Here is a 12,791-nt window from a genome sequence, read left to right on the forward strand (position 1 = left end):
TTCATAAATTTGCCTCATATTATGACAATTACTAAAGAACAAGTATTACAAGCACTGGGCAACGTTGAAGAGCCGGATTTAAAAAAAGACCTGGTTACCCTCAACATGATCCAGGATATCCATATTGATGGCAATAACGTTAGCTTCTCGGTTGTGCTTACCACGCCGGCATGCCCGCTAAAAGCCATGATCGAGAATGCCTGCCGTAATGCTATCCTGCATTTTGTAAGCAAAGAGGCCGTGATCAATATCAACATGACCTCACACGTTACCACGCAAAAAAATACCGGCGTACCGGGGGTTAAAAACATCATCGCGGTAGCATCGGGCAAGGGTGGTGTAGGTAAATCAACAGTAGCGGCTAACCTTGCTTTGGGCCTGGCAAAAACAGGCGCTAAGGTGGGTATGATTGATGCTGATATCTACGGCCCGTCGGTACCTATCATGTTCGGCCTGGAGGGCGCACGCCCGATGGCTACCCAGGAGAACGGCAAAACACGCATCGAGCCGATTGAAAAATACGGTATTAAGCTATTGTCGATAGGTTTCTTTACCGATCCTAACCAGCCTGTACCATGGCGCGGACCCATGGTATCAACCGCGGTAAAACAATTATTTAATGATGCCGATTGGGGCGAACTGGATTACCTGGTAGTGGATTTGCCGCCGGGTACCGGCGATATCCATATCACGGTAACTCAAAGCTTCCCCGTAACAGGCGCGGTTATAGTTACCACCCCGCAGAATGTTGCCCTTGCCGATGCTAAAAAGGGTGTGGGCATGTTTATGATGCCGGCCATCAATGTGCCGATATTAGGTGTGGTTGAAAACATGTCGTACTTTACACCTGCCGAACTACCTGATAATAAATATTATATATTTGGTAAAGGCGGCGGCAGGAAATTTGCCGAGATGCTGGAGGTTCCGTTTTTAGGCGAGATCCCGTTGATTAAAGGTATTAGTGACTCGGGCGATGCGGGCAAGCCTACGGTATTGGAAGAAGATGGACCGATGACGGCCGCTTTTGTAGAGATGGCGCAGCGCGTGGCACAACAGGTGGCCATATCAAACGCCAGGGCGCTGGGTGGCGAAAATGTTGTAAATAATTAATAACTTTACATATCATTATAAATTAATAAAAATGAGTTTATTAAGTGAGGTAGAGGCAGCATTGGATACCATCCGTCCGTATCTGGAGGCTGATGGCGGGAATGTTTCTGTTGAAGAAATAACCCCCGAAAATGTAGTGAAGTTAAAGCTGTTAGGTTCGTGCGGATCGTGCCCTATGAGTATCATGACCCTTAAAGCGGGTATTGAGCAGGCCATTAAAAAAGCCGTGCCCGAGGTTACCGCTATTGAAGCAATAAACCTGACTGATATTAACGACCCGAACGCAGTGCTGCCCGAAAACCTGCGCTAATGTTAAGATTTGTTAAATTCAATGCTTAATTACACGTTATAAGGTAATTTTGAAAAAGATTGAAAACTATTTTGGCGCACACGGCGTACTATATACCGTAGCCAGTTAGTTAATAGTGTTATGAAATATTTAGTTGGCATATTATTACTCTTTGTTTCGATAGGCGCTTTCGCTCAAAAAAGCGATAACAGGCCTATTGTACAATTTACGGGGATAGTACGCAACGCCGATAGCAGCAAGGTTACCATTCCATACGTAACCATTACCAACCTGTCGGCCAATAAGGTTGTTAACACCAGTAACTATAAAGGCTACTTCTCGTTTGTAGCGCATGAGCAGGATACCCTGAGCTTTAGCTGCGTAGGGTACGCGAAGGTGCTGGTAGTAATTCCTTCAAAAGTTGCTAACCAGAGTTACACCACAGAAGTTGCTTTAAAAGCTCAGATTATTAACCTGCCTACTTTCCACGTTTTTCCATGGGCTACTACCGATGAGTTCAAGAAAGATTTTCTGACCATTAAACTTGCGGATGACGACCTGGAAATTGCACGTAAAAACATCAGCAAAGCAACATTATCGGCTTTGTATAACACGCTGCCCCGCAACGCGCAGGAAATCCAGTCGGCAAATGCGCAGGCTATGCATACCAGCATTGTCAACCAGCATTCGCTTACCCCCAACCCGTTGTTAAACCCCTTTGCATGGGGTAGTTTGATCAAAACTATTTCTGACGCGGATAATAAGAAGTAAGGTTTCCTTCCATTTCTTTTGTTTGATCACGTCAAGGCGCCGAAGCGAAGATCTTATTTAAGCTTAAGGTTGTTTCACTGCACTACTTCTGCCGAATATTGATTGAACTTTAGCAGTATAAAATATTTAAACATTTTTATTGACCTTCAGAAAAATGCCTTTTAGTTTCGTTTGCAAGGCTTTCTCCTAGCGCTTTATTGATCATATCTCGTGCCTGCCTGGCAGAATAATTTCCTGTTAAAGAAAGGTGTCCTCCCACTGTTAGTTGCAAAGGTAGTTTTGATTCATATTCTTTTATTGTTGCCTCGGCCGTATAATCGATCGATTTGTATAAGGGAATCCATAATGGACCGGTTTCTAAGGTTTTAACAGAAATAACAACTGGTTTAGTTTTATTTATTGCTTTATACAATGTGTCCTTTTCATGCAGCACAATTACAGAAAGGTCTTCCGGCTTCACTTTGGTTAGGCCGAACGGAGCGTTTGCTGTTTGGCTCGGCCAACTCGCCATAGTGTATGCGCTCGATTCGGTTTTATAGTAGCTAAAGTTTAAAGAGGCAATAGCAATTAAAACTAAGCCTATCACTATGTAAATTATTTTCCTACGCGATTTCATAGTTATTTAAGTTAGGTAAAGGTTTCATTTAATAAGTGTTGGATACCTGACTATAGAAATTGTTACATGAAGAAGAATGATAAAAAGATCAATATCTCCGCTGTTGCTGGTATTTTTATGGCATCACTTATGCTCCTGATAAAAGCATTGCGTCTTAGCGACTTTGCGCGCCTAAAATTTTAAACTATCCAAAATTTAAAACTTAGCGCCTTTGTCTCTTTAATGCACCTAAAGCTATTACTCATTCGCCAATCCCCTCAAAATCCATCACCTCCCCCTCAAACAACTCCAGCTCCTGCTGATTATGGCTTACTATCAAGGCAGTCACCCCCAACTCAGCCAAAACAAGCTTCAACTCCCCTATCAGCTCCATTTTCATTTTACTATCCAACGCAGAAAAAGGCTCATCCATTAAAAGCACCTTAGGCTTAATAGCCAGCGCCCGCAAAATAGCCAATCGCTGTTGTTGCCCTCCTGAAAGATGATCTGGTTTATGGGTAGCTAACGTATCCAGCTTACCTAAATGCAATAAGCGGTTTATCCATTCAGTATCTTTAGTGGCATACTGCAAATGCTCAATAACCGTCATGTTAGGGAAAAGCGCGTAGTTTTGAAAAACAAAGCCGGTATTTCTTTTTTGTGGCGAAAGGTTGATTTTGCGCGATGAATCAAACCACGGCAAGCCATTAACAATAATCTCCCCCTGATCGGGATCAGTAAGACTGGCGATCAATTTCAATAATGTAGTTTTGCCCGATCCAGATGGACCGTAAATTTTGGTGATGCCGCCGCCCGCGAACGTCCGGTTTATTTGCAGCACTTGTTGCCCTTTGTAGGCATTCAGCTTTTTCTCTACGTTGATCCTGATCATGCTAAAGGGCTTTTTGCGTGGTAACGGTTAAATACAAAAACGCCGGTTACCAAAACAAAGGTTATGGCGAACAAAACAAGCGAGTAATTATTTGCCGAGGCATAATCCATTTTCTCCACCGAATCGTAAACCGCTATCGAGGCCACCCGCGTAACACCTGGGATATTGCCGCCTATCATCAGCACCACGCCAAACTCTCCCAAAGTATGGGCAAAAGTTAACACGGCGGCGGTAAATAAAGAAGGCCTGATGTTGGGCAGCAATACATACCAGAATGTTTGCCAACCGCTTTTGCCTAAAGTGTAAGATGCTTCGGCCAATGATGAGGGTAATTGCTGCAAAGCGGATTTCACCGGCCCTATCATAAAAGGCATACTGTAAATAACCGAGGCTACAATCAATCCGGGAAAAGAAAAAACCAGCTGTACATCAAAACTCTCATACAGCCATTTGCCAAAACCGTGCTTCGGACTAAAAGTTAGCAACAAATAAAACCCTAATACTGAGGGAGGCAGCACCAGCGGCATAGTAATAATGGCTTCAATAAGTATTTTGAAAAACGCCCTGCCACGTGATAGCCACCAGGCAAGGGGCAGCCCGATAAGCAGCAATATTAAGGTGGTGATGCCTGCCAATTTTAACGTGAGCCATATGGGCGATAGATCCATCAATAAAAATACTAATTATGGTATACGGTAGCCGTATGCTTTAAAAATACTTTTTGCCGCCGGGCTTAGTATATACCTGTAAAACTTTTCGGCACCGGCATTGGCGGCGCCGTGTTTCAGTATTACCATGCCCTGTAGTATCGGATCGTAGGCTTTGGGGTCGATAATTTTATAAAACAGCGGCGATTTATCACCCGCTTCTTTAACCAGCGATTGAGTGGTGAAACCCACATCAACCACACCTGTAGTGATATAGGTATTTACCTGGGCAATGCTTTCGCCATAAACTGTTTTTGGTTTTACATCGTCCAGAATCCCTTTGCCTGCCAATAACTGTTCGGCAGCCCTGCCGTAGGGCGCGATAGCCGGATTGCCGATGGCTACCTTTTTAATGCGCGCGCTTAACAGCAGGCGCTCCCAGTTATCAAAACCAATATTTTGGTTACTGCAAATGATGAGGCTACCCGATGCATACACAACCGGCTTTAGCGTTGTGAGCCCTTTCTTAAAAAGCGTTTCGGGGAAATCCATATCGGCAGATAAAAACACATCGAAAGGTGCACCGTTGCTGATCTGCGCAACCAACTTGCCCGATGAACCGATAACGGGCGAGACGGTAAGCCCTGTTTTTTGTTTAAAATCTTTTTGTAAAGCCTCCATCACGGGTTGCAGGTTGGCAGCGGCCGCTACCCTGATATCCTGGGCCAACGCGCTAAACTCTGTTGCCAAAAACAGCACCAATAAAAAAAATATTTTTTTTATTGGCTTGGTATTGTATTGTTCGTTTTTCATGAGATTAATGGTTTTACGGCTTTATATCACTGTTTTGGCTTGGTATTAAAGCGTATCATAATTTTAAAAAAAGGCGTTTTTGATACTGTTACGCCACAATCCCGCTCTTGTTACAGCCAAAATCACGTTATATATTAGTGATGTTAAGCTATCAAATAAACCAAATTTTAACAAAAATAAAGCTTTTAAACTGCCATAAGTTTACCGGCTTTGTATACTAACCATGAAAAAAAATTTAACCCAAGTGCTGTTAGCCACATTCATTACAATCGGAGTTTTTAGCGGGCAGGCCTGCGGCAAAAAGTCAACTGCTACGCCCCCTATACCTACCGACCCGGTCGACCCTCCGGTAACGCCCACCAAAAGCGACGTTTCCATGTGGCTTACCACTGCCGATAAGTCTGTTGCTTTCGCAAAACAAGGTACCGTCATTAATTTCAGCAATGCTGCCGGCAGCGGTACAACAACTATCAGCATTGATGGTAATACTACCTACCAAACTATTGATGGCTTTGGTTTTTGCCTTACCGGCGGCAGCGCCAGCCTGATTAACGCCATGACAGCGCAAAAAAAGGACGACCTGTTAAAAGAGCTTTTTTCTACCGACGACAACCATATCGGCATCAGTTACCTCCGCATCAGCATCGGCGCGTCTGATTTAAGCGCTACTGATTATACGTATGATGATATTTCGCCGGATGTTAAAGAGGATGTCGAACTCAAAAACTTCTCCATTGATATGGAAAAAACAGATCTGCTTCCTATCCTGAAAAAGATCCTGGCCATAAACCCCAACATTAAAATATTAGGCAGTCCCTGGACAGCCCCTACCTGGATGAAGCTTAATACCCTCGGCTTTAACGGTTTTAAAGGAGGCACGCTTAACCCGGCTTACTACGAAGTTTATGCCAAATACTTTGTAAAATATATCCAGGCCATGAAAGCCGAAGGTATTACCATTGATGCCGTTACCCCTCAAAATGAACCGCTAAATGCCTATAATAACCCGGCTATGTACATGGAATCTGCCGATCAGGCCAAATTTGTTCAGAACCTCGGCACTGCTTTTAAAATTGCCGGCTTAAACACCAAGATTATAGTTTGGGATCATAACGCCGATAACACCGCCTACCCGATGGATATTTTTAAAGATGCCGCTGCTAACCCTTTTGTTGATGGCTCGGCATTTCACCTGTACAATGGCGATATTAATAACCTGCAGGCTGTACATGATGCCTACCCGGCTAAAAACCTGTACTTCACTGAACAGTACACACCCTCGACAGGTGGCTTTGGCGGCGATTTAAACTGGCACGTAACCAACTTAATTGTAGGCGCAACCCGCAACTGGTGCCGCAACGTGCTGGAATGGAACCTGGCCAACAATCCTGATTTCGGCCCCCATACTGAAGGCGGTTGCGATGTTTGCAAAGGAGCCCTAACTATCAATTCCGCATCAGATGTTACGCGTAATGTTTCTTACTACATTATCGCTCATGCATCTAAATTTGTGCGGCCGGGTGCAGTGCGCATTTCGTCTACCGCAGTTGGCGCACTGCCTAACGTAGCCTTTAAAAATACCGACGGCAGCAAAGTACTCATTGTACTAAACTCGAGCGGCAGCCAGCAAACCTTCAATTTCAAGATAGACGGAAAATCGGCCACAAGCACGCTGGCCAATGGTTCGGTTGCCACTTATGTGTGGCAATAAATGTTTTTTAAATAAAACCTGCTAAAAATTAGCGTTTTAAATAACTGTATAACATACTTTTAATAGGAATAGAAAAATAAATATATTATAATTGTATCCGGCCTGACGCTAACCAAACAACCATTTTTTCGCGCCCGCAATGAAAACACCGTTGCAGGCGCGAAAACCATCTATCTACCGAGCCTATGTTTAAAATTGTACTAAGGTATCTTGTAGTTGTTGTTACCCTTTTTTTATGCCTGCCGCCCCGCATAAAAGCGCAAACTACCGTACAAATAAATGATAAGGTAAGCCAGCGTATTTTTGAATATCAGCAAATTATTTATTTTGAAGATACAACAGGGAAACTCGGTCTCGATGGAATCCATGCTGCTTATATGGCCGGTAAATTCAGGCAAAACCATGAGCCAACCCCTGTAACCCGCCATAACAAATCGGCTTATTGGTACCGTATAAAAATAGGCAAGTCCAACCCAACCAGTAACAACTGGATCCTTGAATTTTTTGATCAGACTATTGATAGCATAACCGTTTATTCGCCTGTGGGCGAAACCTATAAGTCAACCTCATTGGGCAGCAGCCACCCGTTTGCCGCCCGCTTTTATCGCCATAAAAATTTCAGCGTTAACATCAACAGCAACCATGGGCCTGATGATGTTTACTATATCCGCATTAAAGCCAATCACTCGGTAAACGTTATTGTGGTAATGCGCACCGTAAGCCGTTTTATTGGTTACGCGTTGGATGAGTATTTCTTTTTCGGCGTATTTTATGGCATGATCCTGGTTTTCGGCCTTTACAATTTGATGATGTTTATAGCCATGCGCCAGGTGCAGTACCTGTACTACATCATTTACAACCTCAGCATCGGTTTGTACGAAATGTGTGCCGATGGCATCGCTTACCAGTACATCTGGCCAAACAACCCCGGCTTTAATAATTACGCTTATGGCATCGCCCTGTTTTCGGCAAGTATTTTCGCTATTCTGTTTGCCCAAAAACTGCTTAATTTAAAGGTCAACGCTCCCCGTCTTAATAAGGTAATCAAGGGCGTAATCATTTTCAGGTGCCTTTATTTCCTGGCCTGCCTTGCCAACATGGCCTGGTTTAACTACAAGATCATCGAGTTTTTACCGCTTTCTATTTCATTTTACGCCGGGTGCTATGTATTGATTAAAGGTTATAAACCTGCCCGTTTCTTTGTTATAGGCTATACCTTTTTGCTTACCGGCTTCATTATTAAAACCTGCATAGCGCTCAATATATGGTGGTTGCCCGTTACCGAGTTTGATTACTACAGCCTCAGCCTTTGTTTTATTATGGAGATGCTGTTCATTTCCTTTGCCATTGGCGATAAGGTGCGCATCCTCAAAAAAGAGAAAGATGATGCCCAACTCAGCATTATCGCCCAGATGAAACAAAACGAAGAACTGAAAGAAACCCTGAACCGCAGCCTCGAAAGCCAGGTACGCGAACGCACCCGCGAACTGGTTGAAAAATCAAATATGATTGCCGAGCAAAACGAAGAATTGAGATCGGTTAACGAACTGTTGCAACAGCAGGCCGAAGAAATCTCGCGCATGAACGTGCTCCTCGAAAAAGATAACATCATCCTCCACAATGATATCGAAAAAGTAACGCACGACAGGGTGATGCTTACCGAAGTTGATTTTGAAGAGTTTAGCCGTATTTACCCCGACAGGGAAACCTGCTTCAAATTCCTGTCTGATTTAAAATGGGAACACGGTTATGCCTGCCGCAAATGCAGTAATACCCACTACGGCAGCGGGCACCTCCCCTATAGCCGCCGGTGTTCAAAATGCGGGTACGAAGAATCGGTTATCGCTTATACAATTTTACAAAACACCCGCATCCCTATCAATAAAGCTTTTTACATGATCTTCCTGATGTACTCAACCAAGGGCAAGATTTCTTCGCATAAACTTTCCGAAATATTATCCATCCGTCAAAGCACTTGCTGGGCCTACAGTTCGCGCATTAAAAAAGTAATGGAACAGCGTAAAAAAGAGATCAAAAACGCCGGTGATAAGGGCTGGAGTAAACTGGTAATTGATAATAGCACGAATGCCTGAACACGCGGACAATAATTAAAATGGATTTTAAGAATCGATTTTTGATAATCATAATGGGCGTTGCCTGCGGCCGGGCTATACGCTCATACTGCATGGCTTTAGCCGCAAGGCCAGTATCCGCTCCTATCCTTAACGTAAAATTTGTCTGAATCAAAATTTACAGAATTTTAGAATTAGCAGAATATTAGGAAACCCGAATTAGACTACCGTAGAATCCGGATTTTGATTGCTTCTCTTCGTGTTACCTATACACCTATTACCTGCATCTCTATTTTACCATTTCTTTTCGTAAAAATTAATTGTGAAGCAAGCGTATCAGCAAAAAAAATATATTACTGCAAAAAGGCTTTGCAAACTATTAAAACTTATTTTTTCTTTTTTGCCGACTGCGATACAAGCGTATTAAATTATTTATAATACACTATATATCAATTATTTATAAAAAATTATCTTGATTATTACAGTTAAATTGGCGTAGATTTGTAATAACCAGTTGAAACTATACTTAAACTAACCTATTGAAAAGCATCCTGTTCGGGCTATAATCTAATCACCTTGTTAATTGGATGTTATTAAGCCACAGTTAAAATAAGTTAACACCTATTTTTTACTGTGGGCCGGCGGTTTATGCGATAAATTTTACAGGATTCAAATCAATCAACTAAATCAACATATGATGAAAACCAATTACAAAATCAAGTGGCTGGCAGCCCTCACCCTGCTTACTGCTGTTGTTTTTTACTCCTGTAAAAAGGATATAAGGCAGGGCGATACACCTGGCCAGAAAGCTACAACAGGCACAGTAGCCCGCGCCGCTAATGAAGTAGTAAATGCCTGGTTAACCACCGGCGATCAATCAAAACTGCTTGAGGCTCAAACCAGTTTCAATTTCGCCGCAGATGCCGGAACCAACGCAACAACCGTAACTGTTGATGAAAATCAAACCTTTCAGGGTATCGATGGCTTTGGCTTCACCTTAACCGGCGGCAGCGCCGGATTGCTGAACGGCCTTGGCAGCAATCAAACCAATGTATTGAACGAACTTTTTGGAACCGGCACCAACCAGATCGGGATCAGCTATATCCGTATCAGCATCGGCGCTTCTGATCTCAGCGCAAACGATTTCACCTACAACCAAACCTCGGGCGATTTTAACATGAATAACTTCAGTATCAGCGCCGAAAACCAGGACCTGCTGCCGATATTGAAAAAGATCATCGCCATAAACCCATCTATCAAAATATTGGCCACCCCATGGACGGCGCCAACCTGGATGAAGGTAAACACCACCGGTAATAACGGTTACACCGGGGGCAGCCTGAATACCGCGGCCGGCTATTACGATGCCTATGCCCGTTATTTTGTAAAATACCTGCAGGCCATGCAGGCCCAGGGCATTACTATTGATGCCATTACACCGCAGAACGAGCCGCTTAACCCATACAACAACCCGAGTATGGTGATGCAGCCCGGAGAGCAGGCCAACTTTATTAAAAACAACTTAGGCCCGCAAATAAGGGCGGCAGGTTTTCAAACCAAAATCATCGCCTACGATCACAATACCGACAGGATTGATTATCCGCAAACCGTACTGGCCGACGGGGCCGCTAACCCTTATGTAGATGGTTCGGCATTTCACCTGTATGCAGGCACTATCGATAAGTTAACCGATATGCATAATGCCTATCCAAACAAAAACGTTTACTTTACCGAACAATGGGTTGGCGCACCCAGTAATTTCGGCGGCGACCTCTCCTGGCACGTGGGCACCCTCATAATCGGCGCTACCCGCAACTGGAGCCGCAACGTACTGGAATGGAACCTTGCCGCCGATCCTAATAATAACCCGCATACCAATGGCGGTTGCAGCAGCTGTTTAGGCGGTATCACTATCAGCGGAACTTCTGTTACCCGTAACGTTGGGTATTATGTTATTGGCCATGCTTCAAAATTTGTTAGGCCGGGAGCTGTCCGGATCTCATCAAATATTGCCGGTAATATCCAAAACGTTGCCTTTAAAAACGCTGATGGCAGCAAGGTACTTATTGCGCTCAACAATGGCTCGTCGGCCGGTAACTTTAAAGTAAAATGGGGGGCAGAATCATTCTCCTATACTTTAGCGGCCGGGGCGGTAGTAACCTTTAAATGGACCGGCATACAATCTACCGACAGCGGAACAGGTTCAGGTGCGCCCATAGGTTCAATAATCACACTGAAAGGCTTCAATAATCAATACGTAAGCGGCGAAAACGGTACACAGGCCATGAATTGCAACCGTGCAACGCCATCAACCTGGGAGCAGTTTACCGTTGTTGATGCCGGTGCAGGCAAAATCGCTTTGCGGAGCATGAACAAATACGTATCGTCAGAAAACGGAACACAGGCCATCACCTGCAACCGCACAACTTTTGGCGACTGGGAAAAATTCGACTGGGTGCCTACCGCCGATGGAAAAGTGACTTTAAGGGGTAATAACGGCAAATTTATTTCGAGTGAAAACGGTACGCAACCCATGACCTGTACCCGGGCCTCAGCATCGGGCTGGGAGGCTTTCGGTGTAAATCAATAACATTTTAAACCAATTAACTTTTTTACCAAATACCATCATTATGAAACAACTTTTAACCTTTGCAAAGGGCGCCTTTACGGCATCTGCATTACTGCTCTTGTTTTCGTCGTGCAGTAAAGACCTCAACAAACCATCGCCATCCATCAAAAACGACGCTGCCGCAGGCACTTCGGGCTCAACCACTACACCAAGGGCGGGCACACTGCTTTGGAGTGATGAATTTAATGGCACCAGCGTTAACACCGCCAACTGGAATATTGATGTAGGCAACCCCAACGTTAATAATGAGAAAGAATACTACCAGGCATCAAATGCTACGGTATCAGGCGGTTTCCTTACCATTACCGCGCGTAAGGAATCAGTTGGCGGTCAGCCTTATACTTCAGCTAAACTGACTACTGCCGGTAAATATCAACCTACATCGGGCCGTATTGAGGCAAGCATTAAACTCCCTGCTGTACAAGGTACCTGGCCGGCATTCTGGATGCTGGGCGCCAACATAGGTACCGTAGGCTGGCCACAATGCGGCGAGATTGACATTATGGAACAGGTAAACACCTCGAACACTATTTTGGGTACCATGCACTGGAACAGCAACGGGCACGTGCAATACGGCGGCAGCACTACTACAACCCCAACCGGTTTCCACACTTACGCCGTTGAATGGGATGCTAATTCTATCCGCTGGTATGTGGATAATACGCTTTATGTAACCGGTAACATTGCCAATAACATCAACAATACCGGCGCTTTCCATAATCCGTTCTTCATTATCCTTAACCTGGCCATAGGCGGCGATTTGCCTGGCAACACCATTAATGATAGCGCCTTACCCTGCAACATGGTGGTTGATTATGTAAGGGTATATGATCTGTCCGGCAGTAGCTCTACGCCTCCAATCGGGCAAACCATTACCTTAAAAGGTTTCAATAACCAATATGTTAGCAGCGAAAACGGTACACAGGCTATGAACTGTAACCGCGCTACGGCATCGGCCTGGGAACAGTTTACCGTAGTTGATGCCGGCGGCGGTAAAGTAGCGCTGCAAAGCATGGGTAAATATGTATCATCAGAAAATGGTACACAAGCCATTACCTGTAACCGCACAACTATAGGCGACTGGGAAAAATTTGACTGGGTGCCAACTGCCGATGGCAAAGTAACCTTCAGAGGTAACAACGGCAAGTTTATCTCGAGCGAGAACGGCACACAGGCCATGACCTGTACGCGTACCACGGCATCGGGCTGGGAAGCTTTTGGTGTTAACCAATAATTTTATGAAGATATTTAGCCTGCCCATG

At 44.4% G+C, this 12,791-nt stretch carries 11 protein-coding genes; 7 read left to right on the forward strand and 4 right to left on the reverse strand.

Annotated features, from left to right (window positions below):
- Positions 1–21 precede the first annotated feature (21 nt).
- The 3 genes from LX99_RS18135 to LX99_RS18145 all read left to right on the forward strand — a co-directional run bounded on the left by LX99_RS18135 (position 22) and on the right by LX99_RS18145 (position 2,170).
- On the forward strand, positions 22–1,110 hold the full coding sequence (locus LX99_RS18135; protein WP_022831164.1) for an Mrp/NBP35 family ATP-binding protein: 1,089 nt from the start codon (positions 22–24) through the stop codon (positions 1,108–1,110).
- Positions 1,111–1,141: 31 nt separating this feature from the next.
- A complete protein-coding gene (locus LX99_RS18140; protein ID WP_022831165.1) occupies positions 1,142–1,420 on the forward strand; it encodes a NifU family protein in 279 nt (92 codons plus the stop codon).
- A 120-nt stretch (positions 1,421–1,540) separates the two neighbouring features.
- Positions 1,541–2,170 carry a hypothetical protein gene (locus tag LX99_RS18145; protein WP_022831166.1) on the forward strand — a complete coding sequence of 210 codons (630 nt, stop codon included), beginning with the start codon at positions 1,541–1,543 and terminating at the stop codon, positions 2,168–2,170.
- Positions 2,171–2,306: 136 nt separating this feature from the next.
- Here LX99_RS18145 and LX99_RS18150 read toward each other — a convergent pair whose 3' ends face one another.
- From LX99_RS18150 to modA, 4 genes are all read right to left on the reverse strand, one after another.
- On the reverse strand, positions 2,307–2,786 hold the full coding sequence (locus tag LX99_RS18150) for a hypothetical protein (RefSeq protein ID WP_109609150.1): 480 nt from the start codon (positions 2,784–2,786) through the stop codon (positions 2,307–2,309).
- A gap of 241 nt (positions 2,787–3,027) precedes the next feature.
- Positions 3,028–3,657, reverse strand: coding sequence for a sulfate/molybdate ABC transporter ATP-binding protein (locus tag LX99_RS18155; protein ID WP_109609151.1), 630 nt, complete (start codon positions 3,655–3,657; stop codon positions 3,028–3,030).
- Positions 3,654–4,325 (reverse strand): molybdate ABC transporter permease subunit, encoded by a 672-nt coding sequence (gene modB, locus LX99_RS18160; RefSeq protein ID WP_109609152.1) that lies wholly within the window; start codon positions 4,323–4,325, stop codon positions 3,654–3,656. The genes LX99_RS18155 and modB overlap by 4 nt, the downstream gene beginning before the upstream one ends.
- Before the next feature lie 15 nt (positions 4,326–4,340).
- The gene (gene modA / locus LX99_RS18165; RefSeq protein ID WP_109609153.1) at positions 4,341–5,117 is read right to left on the reverse strand and encodes a molybdate ABC transporter substrate-binding protein; all 777 of its coding nucleotides are present in this window, start codon (positions 5,115–5,117) and stop codon (positions 4,341–4,343) included.
- Positions 5,118–5,340: 223 nt separating this feature from the next.
- Between modA and LX99_RS18170 the strand changes: the two genes are divergently transcribed.
- From LX99_RS18170 to LX99_RS18185, 4 genes are all read left to right on the forward strand, one after another.
- On the forward strand, positions 5,341–6,828 hold the full coding sequence (locus LX99_RS18170) for a glycoside hydrolase family 30 protein (RefSeq protein ID WP_109609154.1): 1,488 nt from the start codon (positions 5,341–5,343) through the stop codon (positions 6,826–6,828).
- Positions 6,829–7,013: 185 nt separating this feature from the next.
- A complete protein-coding gene (locus LX99_RS18175) occupies positions 7,014–8,921 on the forward strand; it encodes a 7TM diverse intracellular signaling domain-containing protein (RefSeq protein ID WP_109609155.1) in 1,908 nt (635 codons plus the stop codon).
- Between the two features lie 673 nt (positions 8,922–9,594).
- Positions 9,595–11,490: a glycoside hydrolase family 30 beta sandwich domain-containing protein gene (locus LX99_RS18180; protein WP_245927958.1), complete on the forward strand. Its 1,896-nt coding sequence runs from the start codon at positions 9,595–9,597 to the stop codon at positions 11,488–11,490.
- Between the two features lie 40 nt (positions 11,491–11,530).
- Positions 11,531–12,763: a family 16 glycosylhydrolase gene (locus tag LX99_RS18185; RefSeq protein ID WP_109609157.1), complete on the forward strand. Its 1,233-nt coding sequence runs from the start codon at positions 11,531–11,533 to the stop codon at positions 12,761–12,763.
- The last annotated feature ends 28 nt before the right edge of the window (positions 12,764–12,791 follow it).

The sequence above is a fragment of the Mucilaginibacter oryzae genome, assembly GCF_003148845.1.
GTDB lineage: Bacteria > Bacteroidota > Bacteroidia > Sphingobacteriales > Sphingobacteriaceae > Mucilaginibacter > Mucilaginibacter oryzae.